The following is a 19,509-nucleotide window of genomic DNA, read 5'->3' on the forward strand; positions in this document are numbered from 1 at the left end:
GATCAGGTGGACATCTTCTGATGTCCACACGGCCAGCCAGCCCCTATGCTGCGGGCGGCTCGTAGCGAGCCCAGATTGCTTTTTCACCCAACTTGCCGACGAGCTCCGCATGCGCCTTCCGCTCCGCCTCGGTCAGCCTTGGCGGCAGCGGGCGCGGTCGCTGGCCGATGACCAGCAGACGGGCATCGTCCGTCGTCGCATCATTCGTCTGGCCACGTTCAGCAGTCGCAAGTCCCAAGGCCGCCTGGCGGCCACCGATCATCTCGATATAGACTTCAGCCAGCAATTCGGAGTCGAGCAAGGCGCCATGCTTGGTGCGATGCGAATTGTCGATGCCATAGCGCCGGCAGAGCGCATCCAGCGAATTCGGACCCATCGGGTGCTTGCGCCGGGCCAGAGCCAGCGTGTCCAGCACCTTATCGGCCGGTACCGGCGGCCGGCCGAGCCTGGCGAACTCGGCGTTGATGAAGCCCATGTCGAAGGTGGCGTTATGGGCAACCCAACGCGCTTCCCCGAAGAAGTCCACCACCTGCTCGACGACCTCCTCGAAGCGCGGCTTGTCCTTCAGGAACTCATCCGTGATACCGTGAACGGCCAGCGCCTCTGGATGAACGGCCCTGTCACCCGGATTGATATAGACATGGAACGTCCGCCCGGTGGGAAAATGATTGTCGAGTTCGATGCCACCGATTTCGATCACCCGGTCGAGCTTGTTGTCGAGGCCGGTCGTTTCCGTATCGAAGATGATCTCACGCATCAGCGCAACTCCTTGACGATGGCCGCGGCGGCGGCTTGGGCTGCTTCAAGCCCCAGCCCCGTGTCGATAAGATAATTGGCGCCTTCCCGTTTTACCGCGTCGGGTACCTGCCGGGCGAGAAGCATGGCAAATTTCTCTTCCGTCATCCCCGGCCTTTTCAAGACCCGCTCCTTCTGGATGTCCGGCGCGCAGGTCACGACAACGATCTTGTCGACGCGCCCTTGACCACCGGTCTCGAAAAGAAGCGGGATGTCGAGCATGACGAGCGGCGTTGCCGCCGCGCGATGATGCGCTAGAAATTCTGCTTCCCGGCGGCGCACCAGCGGATGGACGATGGCTTCGAGCCGCTTGAAGCCCGAGGGATCGCGCGCAAGCGCCTGAGCGAGCGCGGCACGATCGACGGCGCCATCCCGGATCGTTCCGGGAAAAGCCGCGCCCACCGGATCGACTGCCTCCCCGCGATAGAGATCGTGAACCACAGCATCCGCATCATTGACCGGCACGCCTAGGCCCGAGAAGAAGCCCGCCGTGGTCGACTTGCCCATGCCGATGGAGCCAGTAAGACCGAGGATCAGCGGCCGGGACGGGCCGCTGGCTTTTCTCCCCGGATCGGGATGTGTCGTCTCCATATCAATGCCCAGCCATGTCGGCCACGATCAAGGCCCGTAACGTCTCATCCACGTCGGGCAACGTGCCGAACCAGCGCGCGAAGCCGGGCGCTGCCTGATGCAGGAGCATGCCCAGCCCGTCGACGGTTTTCACACCCTGCTTCTCGGCCTGGGCGAGCAGAGGCGTCTTTAGCGGCACATAGACGATATCGGTTACGATCGCACCCGGCGCAAGTCGGGTGAAATCGAAGTCCGGCACCGGCGTGCCGTCCATGCCGAGCGAGGTGGTGTTGACGACCAGGCCAGCGCCTTTCGCGACCTCGTCATAGGCTTCGAGGGGATGGGCATGAAGAGCCGGCCCGAAGCGGTCCGCCAGGTCCTGTGCCCGTGCCACAGTGCGGTTGAGAACATGGATGGTCTTGATGCCGCGATCACGCAACGCCTGGAGAATGGCACGGCTCGCACCGCCGGCGCCGAGCACCACGGCCTGGTCACAAGCCGCCCAGCCTGGTGCGCGCTGGTCGAGATTGCGGGTAAAGCCGTAACCATCCGTATTGGTAGCGTGAAGCACACCCTCCTGCCGCCATAGCGTGTTGGCAGCGCCTAACTCCTCGGCCAATGCATCCGGCCTGTCGGCAAGCTTAAAGGCCAGTTCCTTGTGCGGAATGGTGACATTGCCGCCGACCATCCCCCCGCTTCCGTCGCGCACACTTTGGAGAAAAGCAGGAAAAGCCTCAGGGGCTACCTCGATCGCTTTATAGGATCCCGCAAGGCCCAAGCTTTTCAGCCAATGGCCATGGATCAAAGGCGAGCGGGAGTGCTTGATCGGATAACCCGTGACGAAAGCATGGTTAACAATTGTTTCACGTGAATCAGCCATCGATGGAGCCTCGCGCACGCAGAGCAGACAGAAGGGGCAGGAGCGGCAGGCCAAGAACGGTGAAATAGTCTCCTTCGATTTGATCGAAGAGCTGCACCCCTTCCCCTTCCAGCTGATAGGCACCGACGCTGAGATAGACGGCCTCCCCCACCCGGTCGAGATAGCGTTCTATAAAGGCATCGGAGAGGGGACGCATGGTCATCTCGGCCACCGATATGTGGCGCCAGACGACCTCCCCCTTTTTGGCAAGCGTCAGGGCGCTGTTCAGCCTGTGGGTCTTGCCGGCGAAGGTCTGGAGGTGACGGCGTGCCTCCTCGCGGCTGCGCGCCTTGTGAAACACACGCTCACCGAGCGACAGCGTCTGGTCGCCGCCAATGACCAGGGCATCAGGATGGCGTGCGGAAACGGCCACTGCCTTGGCATCGGCAAGCGCCTGCGCCAGCTTATCCGGTTCGATGCCGGCTGCGGAGAGTGGTGCTTCCAGCGCGCGCTCGTCGATATCAGCCGCCATCCAGCTGATGGTCAGGCCTGCATTTTCCAAAAGCTTCCGGCGGAACGGGCTTGCCGAGGCGAGAAGAAGAGGTTCGGCCATGGATGCTTTACTCCCGACGAAGAGGACCAGCCAGGATGAAAACCATGCTGGCGGCGGAATGAACAGGCCTGCTTGTTCTTGATGGGCGGCTTAGCGCAGCCGGGGTCGCAGGGCAACGATGGCGGCTGCCGTCTCTTCGATCGAGCGGCGCGTGACGTCGATCACCGGCCAGTTATGGCGGTTACAGAGCTGGCGGGCATAACGCAGCTCCTCATTGATCGCGGCCCGATCGACATAGTCGGCACCGTGATAATCCTGCGTCGCGCCGAGCACGCGGTTCTGGCGAACCTGAGCGATCCGCTCGGTGGTCGCCACGAGGCCGACGATCAGCGGGCGCGTTGCGCTGACAAGGCTTTCCGGCAGCGGCACGCCCGGAACGATCGGCAGATTGGCGGTGCGAATGCCGCGATTGGCCAGATAGATGCTGGTCGGCGTCTTGGAGGTGCGGCTGATGCCGACCAGCACCACATCCGCTTCGTTGAAATCCACCGGCAGCTGGCCGTCGTCATGGTCCATGGTAAAGGTCAGGGCGTCGATCCGGGCGAAATAATCCGCGTCCATGACGTGCTGCGCGCCTGAGCGACGGCGCGAGGCGGTACCGAGATAGGACTGGAAGAGATCGATGATCGGATCGAGCACGGCGACCGAGGGCACGCCGAGGCGCTGGCATTCGGTCGAGACCATCTGCGCCAGTTCGCGATCGACGATGGTGAAGAGCACGATGCCCGGCGCCTTGTCGATCGACTCGATCACCTGCATCAGCTGCTTGCGGTTCCTGATCAGCGGATAGACATGCTCGACCGCATGAAAGGCCTGGAACTGCGCGGCGGCCGCACGGCCTGCGGCAATGAGAGTCTCCCCTGTCGAGTCCGAAATCAGGTGGAGATGGAAGTAGGTCTTTCGGTTCTCCACGCTAATCTCCGGCGCCTGTTGATAAAGCGGGACAGGATCGGGCCAGAACCGGCGCAAGGGTCATGGCACGAGGACAAAGTGAAAGTTATGCACAATCGACAAGGATGCGAGGAGGGATTTGAGGCCCCTGTTGATAAGACTCATGACCGCGACAGGGCGTCGCGGCCGGCTTCAGTTCATCCACAGCCTGCGCACAGGGCTGCACGCCATGCAAGCCCTTCGGATTCCTCGCGGATTTTGCAAAAAGCCCATCTTGCCGTTGACAGGGGAAGAAACATCTTCCCTTGCGTCGGAGCGAGGCTGCACGAGGCGACGGACGTGGGGACAGGCTTTGATCCTTGATCATCACCGACTCATAGAAATAGAAACCCTTTAGAATCCTATTTTGGTTTGTTTGAAGGAGCGCCCCGTGACCCATCCGGAACGGAGATTGATCAGGGTCTTGGAGGGAGAAACGCATTCGCCGCCGCCGATCTGGCTGATGCGTCAGGCAGGACGCTATCTGCCGGAATATCGGGCGACACGTGCAGAGGCAGGAAGCTTTCTCGACCTCTGTTACAATCCGGCGCTGGCGGCCGAGGTGACGCTGCAGCCGATCCGCCGCTATGGCTTTGATGCGGCGATCTTGTTTTCGGACATTCTGGTCATTCCCGATGGGCTGAAGCGCAATGTCCGTTTTCTCGAAGGACATGGGCCGGCGCTCGACCCCATTGACGAAGACGGGATTGCCAAACTCGACCCGGCGCCCGTGCTGGATCACCTTGGCCCGGTCTTGGAGACGGTCCGCCGCCTGCGGGAGGCCCTGCCCCCTGAAACGACGCTGCTCGGCTTCTGCGGGGCGCCCTGGACGGTGGCGACCTATATGATCGCCGGACATGGGACACCGGATCAGGCCCCTGCCCGGCTTTTTGCCTATCGTTATCCGCAGAGCTTTATACGTCTGCTCGACCTTCTCGCCGATCTCTCCGCCGATTATCTCGTCGCGCAGATCGATGCCGGCGCCGATGCGGTGCAGATCTTCGACAGCTGGGCGGGGGTGCTTGGCGAAGACGAGTTCGAACGCTTCGCCATCCGGCCCGTCGCGCGTATGGTGGCCAGCATCCGCGCCCGGCGGCCGCAGGCCCGCATCATCGCCTTTGCCAAAGGCGCGGGGCTGATGCTGAAGACCTATCGCCAGAAGACCGGCGCCGATGCAATCGGGCTCGACTGGACGGTGCCGCTTGGCTTTGCTCGCGAGCTGCAGAAGGATGGGCCAATCCAGGGCAATCTCGACCCTATGCGCGTGGTGGCGGGGGGTGTTTCGCTGAGAGAGGGTGTGGACGCGATTCTCGATGCGCTGGGACAGGGACCGCTGATCTTCAATCTCGGGCACGGCATCACCCCTCAGGCCGATCCTGCAGTGGTGGCCGAGCTGGTGGAACGCGTGCGCGGGAGGGCTGCATGACCGCCGCGCCGGTTGGACCGGGCGATGATGATCGGGAGCGACAGGTCGGCCAACCGGCGGGGCGGCGAGCAAGCCTGCGCGCCGGGCTGGCCCTTGCCATCTTTGTCGGCCTGATCGCTGGGCTTTTTGCCTCACCCGTCGAGGTGGCCTATCCCTGGGTCAAGGCGCTGCATCTCATTGCAGTGATCTCCTGGATGGCAGGGCTGCTCTACATGCCCCGGCTGTTCATCTATCACAGCGATGCCGTGCCAGGCTCCCCCCAATCCGAAACCTTCAAGGTGATGGAACAGCGGCTGTTGAAGGTGATCATGAATCCGGCCATGATGATCACCTGGGTGCTGGGCCTGTATCTGGCGTGGCGCATCTATGGTTTTTCCGGCGGCTGGCTGCATGCCAAGATCCTCGCCGTCATCCTCCTGACCCTCGCACATGTGCATTTCGCCAATGCCGTCAGGCGTTTTGCCAAGGATGGACCACGCAAGAGCCCACGCTACTGGCGCCTGATGAATGAGGTGCCGACCGTCTTGATGATCGTCATCGTCATTCTGGCGGTTGTGAAGCCATTTTGATTTCCGACTATTTCCCGGCCGCCCTCTTGCGGCTGAGCCGGGAAACCGCTATTTTGCCTTTATCCCCTCCCGATTGTACGTGGTGAAGTTCGAGCGGACTCGTCTGAACGCCGCATTGCATTCAACTGCCACGTTTTCCCAATCCCCCCTTCCCTTCGAGTGTGATTCCCTTCATGGCTGAAATGAAGCTGCAAGACCTAAAGAACAAGACGGCGACCGATCTCCTGGCTTTTGCGGAGTCGGTCTCGGTGGAAAATGCCAGCGTCATGCGCAAGCAAGAGCTGATGTTCGCCATCCTGAAAATGCTCGCAGCCCAGGACGTGGAAATCATCGGTGAAGGTGTGGTTGAATTGCTGCAGGATGGCTTCGGTTTCCTGCGTTCGGCCAATGCGAACTATCTTCCGGGCCCTGACGATATCTATATTTCACCTTCGCAGATCCGCCGCTTCTCGCTAAAGACAGGTGATACCGTCGAAGGCCCCATTCGCGGCCCGAAGGAAGGCGAACGCTATTTCGCGCTGTTGAAGGTCAACACGATCAATTTCGAGGATCCCGAAAAGATCCGCCACAAGGTCCACTTCGATAATCTGACGCCGCTTTATCCCAATGAGCGCTTCAAGATGGAGCTGGAGGTCCCGACATCCAAGGATCTCTCGGCGCGCGTCATCGATCTGATCGCTCCGCTCGGCAAGGGCCAGCGCGGCCTCATCGTGGCGCCGCCGCGCACCGGTAAGACGGTGCTCCTGCAGAACATCGCCCATTCGATCACCGCCAACCACCCGGAATGCTATCTGATCGTTCTCCTGATCGACGAGCGGCCGGAAGAAGTCACCGACATGCAGCGTTCGGTCAAGGGCGAGGTGGTGTCTTCGACCTTCGACGAGCCGGCCACGCGCCACGTGCAGGTTGCCGAAATGGTGATCGAGAAGGCCAAGCGTCTGGTCGAGCATGGGCGCGATGTCGTCATCCTCCTGGACTCGATCACCCGCCTGGGCCGCGCCTACAACACGGTCGTGCCCTCTTCCGGCAAGGTTCTGACCGGCGGTGTGGATGCCAACGCCCTGCAGCGGCCGAAGCGTTTCTTCGGTGCCGCGCGCAACATCGAAGAAGGCGGTTCGCTGACGATTATCGCCACGGCGCTGATCGACACCGGAAGCCGCATGGACGAAGTGATCTTCGAAGAGTTCAAGGGCACCGGTAACTCTGAAATCGTGCTGGACCGCAAGGTTGCCGACAAGCGCATCTTCCCCTCGATGGATATTCTCAAGTCGGGTACGCGTAAGGAAGATCTCCTGGTTCCGCGCCAGGACCTGCAGAAGATCTTCGTGCTCCGCCGCATTCTCGCGCCGATGGGCACGACCGATGCCATCGAATTCCTGATCGACAAGTTGAAGCAGACCAAGACCAATGGCGACTTCTTCGACTCGATGAACACCTGATCATCAATGGCCCAAGTGCAAGCCGGCCATGCGGGCTTGCTCAAGCGGGTTTGACCATGACCATGTTTCACGTCCGGCCGCGTTTTCGCGCGCCGGACGTTTTACGTATAGACGGGCCTCTCCTGGCGGTCGGTTCGGCGGGTAGACAGGATCCGGTTTCAATGAGCATGAAAACAAGGAGGACGCCATGACGGCGCCCCAAGCCGAGACGATCTTTGCCTTATCGAGCGGCGGCTTGCCCTCCGGTGTGGCAGTGATCCGCCTTAGCGGACCAAGGACGGCCGATGTCATTACCCATATGACAGGCGGTTTGCCCGCGCCGCGTCGCGCGGCGCTGCGCACGATCCGCGATGGCGATGGCGAGCGGCTCGATCAGGGCCTCGTCTTGTTCTTCCCTGCGCCCTTCTCTTTCACGGGCGAGGACTGCGGAGAGCTGCATCTGCATGGCGGGCGCGCCGTCGTACAGGCAACGCTCGATTGTCTTGCAGGCTTTGATGGATTGCGCCTGGCCGATGCCGGCGAGTTTTCGCGCCGCGCCTTTGCCCATGGAAAGCTTGATCTTATCGAGGTCGAGGGTCTCGCAGATCTGCTGGCGGCTGAAACAGAAATGCAACGCCGGCTGGCGGGCGAACAGGCAGCCGGTGGTCTCTCATCACTTTATAGCGGGTGGGCAAAGCGTCTGACCCATGCGCGCGCCATGATCGAAGCCGAGTTGGATTTTGCCGATGAGGACGATGTGCCGGGTTCGGTCGCCGAGCGTATCTGGCCGGACATGGCTTTGCTCTACGACGAGATCCAGCGGCACCTGACGGGTTCGGCCACAGCCACCATTATTCGTGACGGCTATCGGATCGTCATCGCGGGCGAGCCAAACGCCGGAAAATCGAGCCTGCTTAACGCATTGGCCAAGCGCGATATCGCGATCGTCACGGACGTCGCGGGCACGACACGAGACGTCCTGGAAGTCGATCTTTCATTAGCCGGATTCATGGTGAAACTCATCGACACCGCCGGTTTGCGAGACACCGAGGATCAGGTGGAGCGCGAAGGCATTCGCCGAGCCCGGGCGCGGATCGCGGATGCGGACCTCGTTCTTCTGCTTGCCGATCATCCAAACGGCTTTAACGCAACATTGGACACGCAAGCGCCGATCCTGAAACTGGGCACGAAGCTTGATCGCGACAGCGCGATATGGGATAGCAGCGCTGCTGACCTGACGATTTCGGTAGAGGATGGAACGGGCCTCGACAGGCTGATCGATATGATCCAGCGCCGTTTGCCCCGTGTTCATCCCGGTGCACTTGCCCTTCCGGCACGTCGGCGGCATCAGGATCTGCTGCGTCAATGCGCTGGTCATATTCGCAGCAGTCTCGATATGTCCGGCGCTCTTGACCTTCAAGCCGAATATCTGCGTCTAGCCCAGGATATACTTGGCAGACTGACCGGCCGCGTGGATGTTGAACACTTGCTCGATGTGATCTTCTCGGAATTCTGCATTGGCAAATAAATTGCGCTAAGTCCTTTCGGGATGATGCAACTCAACCGAGTCGTTTGCGACGTTTCACGTGAAACGATTCTCAACTGGATGGACCTCTCCATGCGCTACGATGTCATCGTGATTGGCGGCGGACATGCAGGCTGCGAGGCGGCGAGCGCTGCGGCGCGCCTCGGCGCCTCCGTTGCTCTCCTCACCCATAAACGCGATACTATCGGCGTGATGTCTTGTAACCCGGCCATCGGCGGTTTGGGAAAAGGCCATCTTGTGCGGGAGGTCGATGCTTTCGACGGCCTGATGGGTCGGGTGGCCGACGCCGCCGGCATCCAGTTTCGACTCCTGAACCGTCGCAAGGGTCCTGCCGTGCGCGGACCTCGGACGCAGGCAGACCGCAAACTCTATCGCTTGGCAATGCAGGCCGCGATCGAAGAGACGGATGGGCTAAGCGTTCTTGAAGGCGATGCCTTTGATCTCTCTTTCGACCATGAGCGGGTGGACGGGGTCATTCTTGCAGATGGGCGTCAACTGAAGGCCGGCGCCGTCGTCTTGACCAGCGGAACTTTCCTGCGCGGCGTCATCCATATCGGCGACCAAACCACACCAGCCGGACGCATGGGCGAAGCGCCATCGCTCGGACTGAGCGAGACTTTGCGGAATGCCGGATTGAAGCTGGGTCGGTTGAAGACTGGCACCCCGGCGCGTCTGGATGGGCGCACCATCGACTGGACCGCTATCGGCAGCCAGTCCGCGGATGAGGATCCCGTCCCCTTTTCTTTTCTGACCAAGCGGATCACGACGCCGCAGATTACGTGCGGCGTGACGCGGACAACGGATGCGACCCACAAGATCATTGAGGACAACATTGGCCGATCCGCCATGTATTCCGGCAAGATCGAAGGGGTTGGCCCTCGTTATTGTCCCTCGATCGAGGACAAAATCGTTCGCTTTGGCGAAAGAGACGGCCACCAAATCTTCCTGGAGCCCGAAGGACTGGACGATCCGACTGTCTATCCGAATGGTATTTCGACCAGCCTGCCTGCAGAGGTCCAGGACGCTTTCATCCGAACGATCCCTGGCCTGGAACGGGTGACGATTCTTCAACCCGGCTATGCCATCGAATACGACCATGTCGATCCGCGAGAACTCACGCCTGCCCTCTCCGTCCGGAAGATACCCGGCCTGTTTTTGGCAGGCCAGATCAATGGCACGACAGGCTATGAGGAGGCGGCGGCCCAAGGGCTCGCGGCTGGCCTGAATGCAGCACGCTTCGCTTCGGGAGCAGCGCCTTATCAGTTCAGCCGCACCACATCCTATATCGGCGTCATGATCGACGATCTCACAAGCCGCGGCGTCAGCGAGCCCTACCGAATGTTCACCTCGCGCGCAGAATATCGTCTGTCGTTGCGGGCCGACAATGCTGATCTGCGCCTGACGCCGGAAGCTATCGCCCTGGGTTGTGTCGGTGCTGAGAGACGTGACGCTTTCAATGCCTGGCATGATGAGTTCGAGCGACTGCGCAATGTGCTCAGGGAACGAACGGTCACACCCACAGAGGCAAAGCGTGCCGGGCTCGACTTGAACCAGGATGGCCAAAGGCGATCGGCCTATGATCTCCTGTCCTATGCTCAATATGATTGGCAGACGATCTCGATGCTCTGGCCTGATTTGGGAGCCGTGGAGCGGAAATTGACGGATGTCCTCGAGATCGATGCGCAATATGCTGTCTATATGGATCGCCAGCGGATGGACATTGATACGGTTCAGCGCGAAGAGCAAAGGCGCATTCCGGATGGCTTTGCCTATGAGGAGCTACCGGGTCTCTCCATTGAGTTGAAACAAAAATTGGCGCGCGCGAGACCAGCAAACATCGCGCAAGCCATGAAGGTCGATGGGATGACGCCCGCAGCAGTCTCTCTGCTTCTGGCCGTTCTCAAGCGTTTCGATTCGGAAGCGAGACAAAAAGCGATTCACGAATGACGAGTCCTCGCCAGTACATAAACGGCCTGCGTGTTTCACGTGAAACGCAGGAGCGGCTCCAGCATTTTGTTCATCTGTTCAAACGCTGGCAGGCATCCATCAATCTTATCGCGCCCTCGACGTTGCCACAGCTATGGGACCGTCATGTCGCCGACAGCCTGCAGATCTTCCATCTTCGGCCTGAGCCGATAAACTGGGTCGATCTAGGTTCAGGCGGCGGCTTTCCGGGCGTCATCACCGCGATCGCGCTGGCAGAGTCCGGTGCAGGCTGGGTGCACCTGATCGAAAGCAACAACAAGAAAGCCGCATTCCTCCGCGTGGCTTTGCTTGAGACCGGTGCGCGCGGCTCCGTCCATCCGGTGCGGATTGAGGAGGCTTCAAAGGCTGTCCCCATCTGCGACGCGATTTCGGCGCGGGCGCTCGCGGAACTGCCGCAGCTTCTCGACTTCTGTCTCCCTTGGGCCACCGCGAATGAAAATCTGCGCGCTTATTTCCATAAAGGGCGGGATTATCAGCTGGAGATTGACAAGGCCCGTGGTCGCTTCGAATTCGATCTGTTAAAGCATCAAAGTGTGATCGAACCGGATTCGGTCGTGCTCGAAGTGTCGCGCATCGCTCTCTTGTCGCGGACTACAGGATAGGCGCATGTCCAAACTTAATCGCATTATCACTATTGCCAATCAAAAAGGCGGCGTCGGCAAGACCACCACCGCCATCAATCTGGCGACCGCTCTGGCAGCGATCGGCGAATCCGTTCTGATCATCGACCTTGATCCTCAGGGCAATGCGTCGACCGGCCTTGGTATTCAACGCCGCGATCGAAATCTCTCGTCTTTCGAATTGATGCTCGGCAGCCACTCGATCCGCGAAACCGCGCAGGCGACGGCTGTTCCCAATCTTTCGATCGTGCCGTCCACGATGGATCTGCTCGGTGTCGAGATGGAAATTGCCCAGCAGGCCGATCGCGTGTTCCGCTTGCGTAAAGCGCTCCAGAGCGAAGGCGCCGGCACCTATTCCTACGTGCTGGTCGATTGCCCTCCCTCATTCAATCTTCTGACGATGAATGCCATGGCAGCGGCGCATTCCGTGCTGGTACCCCTGCAATGCGAGTTCTTCGCTCTTGAGGGCCTGAGCCAGCTTCTCGAAACAGTCGACCAGATCAGGCGGACGGTGAATCCTCTGTTGGATATCCAGGGAATCGTACTGACCATGTTCGACGCCCGTAACAATCTGGCGCAGCAGGTGGTCAGCGATGTGCGGACCCATCTTGGCGAAAAGGTCTATCAGACCCTGATCCCACGGAATGTTCGCGTGTCGGAGGCGCCGTCCTACGGCAAGCCGGCAATTCTGTACGATCTGAAATGCGCCGGGAGCCAAGCCTATCTGCAGCTGGCGTCCGAGGTTATCCAGCGTGAGCGGCAACGCAAGGCCGCAGCCTGATCGATTCGATTGCGTAATGAAAGGAAAAGGGAATGAGTGAGGATCTGTCGCGTCGTCGTCTGGGCCGCGGTTTGGCTGCTTTGATCGGCGAGATGGACCAGCCTCTTCCTGTGGCAACTGGGAAGCCTGTTATTTCGGCCGATCGGAAGGTGCCGATCGAATTCGTCTCGCGCAATCCACGCAATCCTCGTCGGACTTTCGATGAGCAGGAGCTGCAGGATCTTGCCAGCTCGGTGCGCCAGCATGGCATCGTCCAGCCGGTCGTTGTGCGGACCTTGGACGGCGAGCGCTACGAGATCATTGCCGGCGAACGGCGCTGGCGGGCCGCCCAGCTTGCCGGGCTGACGGATGTGCCTGTCATCATCCGCGATGTGGATGATCGCACCGCGCTCGAAATCGCCATCGTCGAGAACGTTCAGCGCTCCGACCTCAATCCGGTCGAAGAGGCACTGGGCTACGAGCAGCTGATGGCTGAGCACGGCTATACGCAAAACGATCTTGGCGAGATCGTCGGCAAGAGCCGAAGCCATGTTGCCAACAGCCTGCGGCTGTTGAAATTGCCTGAGCCTGTGCGCGACATGCTCTCGTCTGGCACGCTCTCAGCTGGCCATGCTCGGGCGTTGATCCCGACATCCGATCCGATCAAGCTTGCGCAGGCCGTGGTGACCAAAGGCCTCTCGGTGCGCGATACAGAAAAGCTGGCGCAGAACGACATCAAGGCGCAGAACGATCCGCATGCCGGCCGCCCACAGCCCAAGCCAGCCAAAGACGCCGATACTGTCGCGCTTGAGCGCAGCCTGTCGGATCGCCTGGGGCTCGATGTCTCTGTCAGCCATAAGGCCAGCGGCGGCCAGTTGAAGATCGCCTACAAGACTCTGGATCAGCTTGAAGAACTCTGCCGCCTGCTTGAGCGGCGCTGAAAATTTGCGGACGGGCTCTTCGATCCCCAATGTTGAAGCACTGTCCGAAAGCGAGCTTCCGGAATGCGTATAAGGGACGCATCATTCGCGTTGTATCGCGCCATCGCATGACCGCTTTTGCGTCTTAAGTCTCTGGACTGAAACGTATTTTGGCCTTGAAACCATGCTTTCACCGCCGCCGGCCGGCGACTGTGACGGCCAGCAACGCGTGCATGGCGATCTGTTCTTCCAGGACCGCGCGTCCGCGCGTCTGCAGGATCGCGTTTTGTAGCCTGTCCGATTCACGCCGCAAAAGAGGACCGCTCCAGTGCTTAAGGGCGGCTTCCACCAGTGGCTTGCGGCGGAAGTGTAGTCCTCTGCCGAGTGTTGCAATGACCTGGCCTGGCGGAAGGCGCTTGTCGTCCATCTCGGCGAGCATGACGTCCATCTGCTGGAACTGTCGCAGGCAGCCCTGAAGGACGAGGAAAAGCGGCGTCTTCGACGCGGCGATCTTTCTCAGAGCAGCGTCCAGCCCGTCGACATCGCCCTTGAGAACCGCATCCACGGCATCATCGACGGAGACGGCACTAGCGTCACCAATGATGGCTGTGACGTCCTCCTCGTCGATCATGTCCTGGCCTTGGGCGTAAAGCGCAAGCTTGCGCAGCTCATTGCGTGAAGCGATCCTGTCGCCGCCCAGGCTCTCGGCCAGCCGCTCACGCGCTTCGGCCGTGATTTTTAGTCCTGCATGGCTGATTTCGCCGTCGATCAGGGCTTGGACCGCGCGCGCATCATCGGCGTAGCAAGGCATCGCCAGAACCGCGCCGCTTGTTTCCGCAATCTTCCGCAGGCCGGTGCCCTTTTTGAGGTCACCGGCTTCAACGACGACGATGGTCGGCGAGGCTGGCATCTTCGTCAGCGCGCCAAGCTCATCGATCAGCGCTTTTTCCGTTCCGCTTCCTCGAACCCACACGAGCTTCTCACCACCGAAGAGACCGAAGGACGAGACCTCCTCCATCAGGCGGCCGGGATTGGCCTGGAGATCGGAACCATCCAGGCGAACAACGGAAAAAGGGTCATCCAAGGGAACGCCACTGAGCTCCGCAATCCGGCGCGCGCGTTCGGAGACAAGGCCACGGTCCGGCCCATAGATCAGATAGAGCTTCTGGCTGGGCAGGCCGCGGCGTAACGCAGCGTCGACTTCGTGCGATTTGAGCTCGGCCACGGATGGGATCTTTCTAAAGCCTGCTGCTCTCTTTGTACACGGCGCAAGGGGCCGCAAAGGATCGGCGACCAGGACCGGCCAGCCTCGAAGGCGCTCCGAAGTCCGCAGCAGGGAAAAGCGAAGACGTGAAAAGCATGTTGAGGCATCCGCAACGCACCGTTTCGGATGCCTCTGCTGTTCAGCCCTTGGTCACCACAGCCACAGGCGCTGGCTCGCGCGCCAAGGCGGCGGCGAGGTCTGCGCGAATTGTTTCTGCCACTTCGCGCGCGGCCCGATCCTGCCCATCGCGAATCGCCCGAAGCTTCGAGAACTCCTGTACGGAAAAATCGACGAGCGCGACGGCCGAGCGCTTGCCCGAGGCAATCGTCTTGCCGTCGGAAACCCGGGTCAGGTTGAAGTCGGCTGTCACGACGACGCGGCCGGCTGTCGCCATGTCAGAATTGGTGTCACGGCTGTCGCGCTGGTCGTACAGAACGCCTTCCGTCTTGTTCCCCACGCTCATGGCCAGCTTGTATTGCGGATTGGCCGCTTCGCCCATGCCGCCTGCCAGGAGGAAGATCAGGCGATTGCGTACCTGCTGCGTCACCCGGTCTGGCGCCGGCGCAATGCCGATCGACGCGAGTGCAACACTTGAAACGCCGGAAGGGCCATCCGCATAAAGCGGGCGAACCTGGCAACTGGAGACCAGAGCCAGACTGGCGAGGCTCAGCGCCGTGACAGCGAGGCGCAGGGCGCGGCCGGTGAAATCAAACGACGACATTCACGATCCTCTGCGGCACAACGATGATCTTCTTCGGTGTGCGGCCTTCGAGCGCGGCCTGGACCACCTCCATGGCCAGCACGGCTTGTTCGACGGCACTCTGGTCTGCATCACGGGCGATTGTCAAATCACCGCGCTTCTTGCCGTTGATCTGAACAGGCAGGGTCACCTCGTTTTCCACGACAAGGCGATCGTCAAAAGCAGGCCAGGCCGCGGTCGCCGCCAAGCCCTCACCGCCGATCACGCTCCAGCATTCTTCGGCCAGATGGGGGGTCATCGGCGCAATCAGGCGAACGAGGATGGACACTGCATCTTTCAGCGCTGCGCGCAGGCTTTCGTCGGTGCCTGCGGTTGCCTGTGTCAGCGGACCGGCCAGGGCGTTAACGAACTCATAAAGCCGCGCCACCGCCTTGTTGAAGGCGAGGTTGTCGAGGTCGTTCTGGATGGCCTTCAGCGTCTTATGGGCGATCTGGGAGATCGCCAGCCCTTCGCCTTCCACTGCGGGCCGGCCTTCCACCTGTGCCAGCCAGTCGGCCTCCGAAATCAGGCGCCAGACACGCTGGACGAAGCGATGCGCACCCTCCACACCTGCTTCCGACCAGATCACGTCGCGGTCCGGCGGCGAATCCGAGAGGACGAAGAAGCGGGCGGTATCGGCGCCGTAGGAATCGATGATGTCATCGGGATCGACGACATTCTTCTTCGACTTCGACATCTTCTCGATCGAGCCGATATGGATCGTCTCGCCCGTTTCGATCAGGCTTCCGACGCGCTTGCCGTCGAGCTCCTCGATCTTGACGGATGAGGGCGTCAGCCATTCCCGGTGAATGCCTTCACCACGGCTATAGGTCTCATGCACGACCATGCCTTGCGTGAAGAGGCCCTTGAAAGGCTCCGACAGCCCGGCATGGCCGGTTTCCTTCATCGCGCGGGTGAAGAAGCGGGAGTAGAGCAGATGCAGGATCGCATGCTCGATGCCGCCGATATATTGGTCGACCGGCATCCAGCGATCGCAGGCGGCGCGCTCCGTCGGCTGCGTCTCCCAAGGCGCGGTAAAGCGGATGAAATACCAGGAGGAATCGACGAACGTATCCATCGTGTCCGTCTCGCGCCGGGCATCTGCGCCGCATTGCGGGCAGGCGACATGACGCCAGGTGGGATGATTGTCGAGCGGATTGCCCGGGCGGTCGAAGGTCACGTCTTCCGGCAGCTTCACCGGCAGGTCCGCCTTTGGCACCGGCACCACGCCACAGGCTTGGCAGTGGATCACGGGGATCGGGCAGCCCCAATAGCGCTGGCGCGAAATGCCCCAGTCGCGCAGGCGGAAATTCACCTTGCGTGTCGCCTGTGGGCGACCGTCGAGCTCTGTGGCTTCCAGCGTCTCGGCAACGCGAAGGAAGGCGTCCTCGGTCGACAGGCCGTCGAGGAAGCGCGAATTGATCATGACGCCATCGCCCGTATAGGCCTCATCGCCCACCGTGAAGCTGGCGGCATCGCCGTCCCGCGGCATGACCACGGGAACGACCGGTAAGCCGTATTTGCGGGCAAAGTCCAGATCGCGCTGATCTCCGGAGGGGCAGGCGAAGATCGCACCGGTGCCATAGTCCATCAGCACGAAATTGGCGATCCAGACCGGCAGCTCCCAGCTGGGATCCAGCGGATGGCGGACCTTCAGCCCTGTGTCGATGCCCTTCTTCTCCGCCGTTTCCTGCGCGGCAAGCGAGGTTCCGGCATGGCGGGTTTCCGCGCAGAAGGCGTCGATCTCGGCATTTGTTTCCGAGAGGGCACGGGCCAGCGGATGGTCGGCGGCGATAGCGAGGAAGGAGGCACCGAACAGCGTATCGGGCCGGGTGGTGTAGACTTCCACTTCGGTCGCGTCGCCCGCCCGCGCATTGGGCACGATCTGCCAGCGGATCGACAGGCCTTCCGACCGGCCGATCCAGTTCTTCTGCATCAGCCGGACTTTTTCGGGCCACTGGTCCAGCGTGTCGAGCGAGGACAGGAGGTCATCGGCAAAATCGGTGATGCGAAAGAACCATTGCGTCAGCTCGCGCTGCTCGACCAGAGCGCCAGAACGCCAGCCGCGCCCGTCGACCACCTGTTCGTTGGCCAGAACCGTATTGTCGACCGGATCCCAGTTCACCTTGGATTGCTTGCGGTAGACCAGGCCCTTGTCCAAGAAGTCCAGGAACAGCGCCTGTTGCTGGGCGTAATAGGCAACGTCACAGGTGGCGAATTCGCGCGACCAGTCCAGCGAGAGGCCCATGCGCTTCAGCTGCGCCTTCATGGAGGCGATGTTCTGATAGGTCCAGGTCGCAGGATGCACACCGCGTTCCATGGCCGCATTTTCCGCCGGCATGCCGAAGGCATCCCAACCCATGGGATGCAGAACGTTGAAGCCGCGGGCGCGCTTGTAGCGGGCAACGACATCGCCCATGGTATAATTGCGCACATGGCCCATATGCACCCGGCCCGAGGGGTAGGGGAACATTTCGAGCACGTAGTATTTTTCGCGCGGATCGGCATTGTCCGTCTTGAAGATCGACTGGTCGTCCCAGGCAGCCTGCCAGCGCGGCTCGGCATCGCGGTGATTGTAGCGTTCGGTGGCCATGCGTTTTTCTTGAAAATGTGCTGAAGAGAACGGGTGAAACGGCGTCGAAGCGCCGAAAATCGTGGCCGAACCTTCATCATGAAACGGTGCAAGCGTCAAGTTTCGCGCCTTGGCGGCCCGATTGGCCGCAACCGGGTAAGGCAGGGCCGGTGCCCTCTTGGCAGACGTGCCCGCTCCCTCTAAGCACGTTTCAGGCCCTGCAAGGCCGTGCTGACAGCGGCATGGCGGGTTTCGGCAGATGGAGTGTCGCATGAGCGTGGAAGACAATCTGAGAGAGGTGCGGGAGCGCATCGCGGCTGCGGAACAGGCAGCAGACCGCGCACCCGGCTCGGCCCTGCTCGTGGCCGTATCCAAGACCTTCGATGCCGACGCCATTCGCCCCGTGATCGCCTGCGGCCAGCGTCTCTTCGGCGAGAACCGTGTGCAGGAAGCGCAAGGCAAATGGCCGGAACTCAAAACCGAAACCGACGGGATCGAGCTGCACCTGATTGGCCCCTTGCAGTCCAACAAGGCGGCGGATGCCGTCGCGTTGTTCGATGTGATCCAGACGATCGACAGGCCGAAGATTGCCAAGGCCGTGGCGGAGGAAGCAAAGCGGCAGGGCAAGGCTGTCCGGCTCTATGTTCAGGTCAATACCGGCCTCGAACCGCAAAAGGCGGGCATTGCGCCTGAGGAGACGGAAGACTTCGTGCGCTTTTGTCGCGAGGAGGCGGGCCTTCCGGTCGAAGGCCTGATGTGCATTCCGCCGGCGGACGAAAATCCTGGGCCGCATTTCGCGCTTCTCGATAAATTGGCCCGTGCCTGTGGCCTGACGAAACTCTCCATGGGCATGTCCGGCGATTTCGAAACCGCCATCGCCTTCGGCGCCACCAGCGTCCGCGTCGGCTCGGCGATCTTCGGCAGTCGCTGAGGCGAAGCGAGTGTCAGACTGAAACGAGAAAGGCCGACCCTGCGAAGGATCGGCCTTTGTGAATCGAATAGTCCTTGAGAGACAGGATGAGGATCAATAATCCTCGTCTTCTTCCTCGGGTTCGTTTGATTTCAGCGACTTCAGCTTGGCGAAAACGGCGTCGGCGTCCATTTCCTTCTCTTCCTCGCGATCATAGCTGAAGCCGAGCTTCTCGGTTTCCTGCGCGGCTTCCAGCGTCGCGCCCAGTTCGGCAGCGGTCGGCAGCGGCCGGTTCTTGGCCGCGCGTTCGACTTCGAGGTCGAGATCGATCTGCGAGCAGAGGCCCAGCGTCACCGGATCCATTGCCGTCAGATTGGCGGAGTTCCAGTGGCTGCGGTCGCGGATCTGCTCGATGGTCGACTTGGTCGTGCCGACGAGGCGGGAGATCTGCGCGTCCTTCAGTTCGGGATGGTTACGCACCAGCCAGAGAATGGCATTCGGCCGATCCTGGCGCTTGGAAACAGGCGTGTAGCGTGGGCCACGACGCTTGGATTCCGGCACGCGTACCTTGGGCTCGGAAAGCTTCAGCTTGTAGGCGGGATTGTTTTCGGCGCGCACGATCTCGTCGCGCGAGAGCTGCCCGGTGGCGATCGGATCGAGGCCCTTGATGCCTTGGGCGGATTCGCCATCGGCGATGGCTTTGACTTCCAGCGGATGAAGCTTGCAGAACTGGGCGATCTGGTCGAACGACAAAGCGGTGTTGTCAACGAGCCAGACGGCGGTGGCCTTCGGCATCAGCAACTGTTGAGCCATGGATATAGTCCTTCTGTCCGTCCGCGCCGGTGTCGCGGGCCGTGGGGTCTACCACTCTAAATTTCCGGGAATTGGACGCCTCTATACGCGTCTTGTCGCAGAAATGCAATTCTTCTGCGGCTGCTGATCTTTTGTCTAATTGCCGACGTGATCATCAATGTTATCTATGATGCGAACCCGGCGCTGGAGGGCGCCAAGC

The 19,509-nt window shown here is 61.0% G+C and carries 18 protein-coding genes; 9 read left to right on the forward strand and 9 right to left on the reverse strand.

Annotation, left to right across the window (positions count from 1 at the left end; all coding sequences use genetic code 11):
• Window positions 1–43: 43 nt before the first annotated feature.
• The 5 genes from dnaQ to BMX61_RS00280 all read right to left on the reverse strand — a co-directional run bounded on the left by dnaQ (window position 44) and on the right by BMX61_RS00280 (window position 3,749).
• Window positions 44–757, reverse strand: coding sequence for a DNA polymerase III subunit epsilon (dnaQ, locus tag BMX61_RS00260; protein ID WP_075627430.1), 714 nt, complete (start codon window positions 755–757; stop codon window positions 44–46).
• Window positions 757–1,386 (reverse strand): dephospho-CoA kinase, encoded by a 630-nt coding sequence (gene coaE, locus BMX61_RS00265; RefSeq protein ID WP_075627429.1) that lies wholly within the window; start codon window positions 1,384–1,386, stop codon window positions 757–759. Before coaE ends, dnaQ begins: the two co-directional genes overlap by 1 nt.
• A 1-nt stretch (window position 1,387) precedes the next feature.
• Window positions 1,388–2,245: a shikimate dehydrogenase gene (locus BMX61_RS00270; protein WP_075627428.1), complete on the reverse strand. Its 858-nt coding sequence runs from the start codon at window positions 2,243–2,245 to the stop codon at window positions 1,388–1,390.
• Complete coding sequence (locus BMX61_RS00275) at window positions 2,238–2,837, reverse strand: Maf-like protein (RefSeq protein ID WP_075627427.1); 600 nt, start codon at window positions 2,835–2,837, stop codon at window positions 2,238–2,240. The genes BMX61_RS00270 and BMX61_RS00275 overlap by 8 nt, the downstream gene beginning before the upstream one ends.
• Window positions 2,838–2,927: 90 nt before the next feature.
• Entirely contained in the window at window positions 2,928–3,749 is an 822-nt protein-coding gene (locus BMX61_RS00280; RefSeq protein WP_075627508.1) for a pyruvate, water dikinase regulatory protein, read from the reverse strand.
• Between the two features lie 409 nt (window positions 3,750–4,158).
• On the opposite strand from BMX61_RS00280, the gene hemE reads away from it, so the two are divergent.
• From hemE to BMX61_RS00320, 8 genes are all read left to right on the forward strand, one after another.
• On the forward strand, window positions 4,159–5,193 hold the full coding sequence (gene hemE / locus BMX61_RS00285) for a uroporphyrinogen decarboxylase (protein WP_075627426.1): 1,035 nt from the start codon (window positions 4,159–4,161) through the stop codon (window positions 5,191–5,193).
• The gene (hemJ, locus tag BMX61_RS00290) at window positions 5,190–5,762 is read left to right on the forward strand and encodes a protoporphyrinogen oxidase HemJ (RefSeq protein ID WP_075627425.1); all 573 of its coding nucleotides are present in this window, start codon (window positions 5,190–5,192) and stop codon (window positions 5,760–5,762) included. The genes hemE and hemJ overlap by 4 nt, the downstream gene beginning before the upstream one ends.
• A 173-nt stretch (window positions 5,763–5,935) precedes the next feature.
• Window positions 5,936–7,201: a transcription termination factor Rho gene (gene rho / locus BMX61_RS00295; RefSeq protein WP_092742209.1), complete on the forward strand. Its 1,266-nt coding sequence runs from the start codon at window positions 5,936–5,938 to the stop codon at window positions 7,199–7,201.
• Between the two features lie 187 nt (window positions 7,202–7,388).
• Window positions 7,389–8,708, forward strand: coding sequence for a tRNA uridine-5-carboxymethylaminomethyl(34) synthesis GTPase MnmE (gene mnmE, locus BMX61_RS00300; RefSeq protein ID WP_075627423.1), 1,320 nt, complete (start codon window positions 7,389–7,391; stop codon window positions 8,706–8,708).
• Between the two features lie 90 nt (window positions 8,709–8,798).
• Complete coding sequence (gene mnmG, locus BMX61_RS00305) at window positions 8,799–10,673, forward strand: tRNA uridine-5-carboxymethylaminomethyl(34) synthesis enzyme MnmG (protein ID WP_075627422.1); 1,875 nt, start codon at window positions 8,799–8,801, stop codon at window positions 10,671–10,673.
• A complete protein-coding gene (gene rsmG, locus BMX61_RS00310) occupies window positions 10,670–11,314 on the forward strand; it encodes a 16S rRNA (guanine(527)-N(7))-methyltransferase RsmG (RefSeq protein ID WP_075627421.1) in 645 nt (214 codons plus the stop codon). Before mnmG ends, rsmG begins: the two co-directional genes overlap by 4 nt.
• Window positions 11,315–11,318: 4 nt before the next feature.
• Window positions 11,319–12,113 (forward strand): ParA family protein, encoded by a 795-nt coding sequence (locus tag BMX61_RS00315; protein ID WP_075627420.1) that lies wholly within the window; start codon window positions 11,319–11,321, stop codon window positions 12,111–12,113.
• Window positions 12,114–12,145: 32 nt separating this feature from the next.
• The gene (locus BMX61_RS00320) at window positions 12,146–13,033 is read left to right on the forward strand and encodes a ParB/RepB/Spo0J family partition protein (protein ID WP_075627419.1); all 888 of its coding nucleotides are present in this window, start codon (window positions 12,146–12,148) and stop codon (window positions 13,031–13,033) included.
• Window positions 13,034–13,202: 169 nt separating this feature from the next.
• Here BMX61_RS00320 and holA read toward each other — a convergent pair whose 3' ends face one another.
• The 3 genes from holA to leuS form a co-directional block, all read right to left on the reverse strand.
• Window positions 13,203–14,237: a DNA polymerase III subunit delta gene (gene holA, locus BMX61_RS00325; RefSeq protein WP_075627418.1), complete on the reverse strand. Its 1,035-nt coding sequence runs from the start codon at window positions 14,235–14,237 to the stop codon at window positions 13,203–13,205.
• Window positions 14,238–14,415: 178 nt separating this feature from the next.
• A complete protein-coding gene (locus tag BMX61_RS00330) occupies window positions 14,416–14,997 on the reverse strand; it encodes a hypothetical protein (RefSeq protein ID WP_075627417.1) in 582 nt (193 codons plus the stop codon).
• Window positions 14,984–17,608, reverse strand: a complete 2,625-nt coding sequence (leuS, locus tag BMX61_RS00335) for a leucine--tRNA ligase (protein ID WP_075627416.1) — start codon at window positions 17,606–17,608, stop codon at window positions 14,984–14,986. Before leuS ends, BMX61_RS00330 begins: the two co-directional genes overlap by 14 nt.
• Before the next feature lie 250 nt (window positions 17,609–17,858).
• Here leuS and BMX61_RS00340 point away from each other — a divergent pair, with 250 nt between their 5' ends.
• The gene (locus tag BMX61_RS00340; RefSeq protein ID WP_075627415.1) at window positions 17,859–18,518 is read left to right on the forward strand and encodes a YggS family pyridoxal phosphate-dependent enzyme; all 660 of its coding nucleotides are present in this window, start codon (window positions 17,859–17,861) and stop codon (window positions 18,516–18,518) included.
• 93 nt (window positions 18,519–18,611) lie between these two features.
• On the opposite strand, the gene BMX61_RS00345 is transcribed toward BMX61_RS00340, so the two are convergent.
• Window positions 18,612–19,310 (reverse strand): DUF1013 domain-containing protein, encoded by a 699-nt coding sequence (locus BMX61_RS00345; protein WP_075627414.1) that lies wholly within the window; start codon window positions 19,308–19,310, stop codon window positions 18,612–18,614.
• Window positions 19,311–19,509: the final 199 nt, after the last annotated feature.

The organism is Xaviernesmea oryzae, assembly GCF_900109605.1.
Classification (GTDB): domain Bacteria; phylum Pseudomonadota; class Alphaproteobacteria; order Rhizobiales; family Rhizobiaceae; genus Xaviernesmea; species Xaviernesmea oryzae.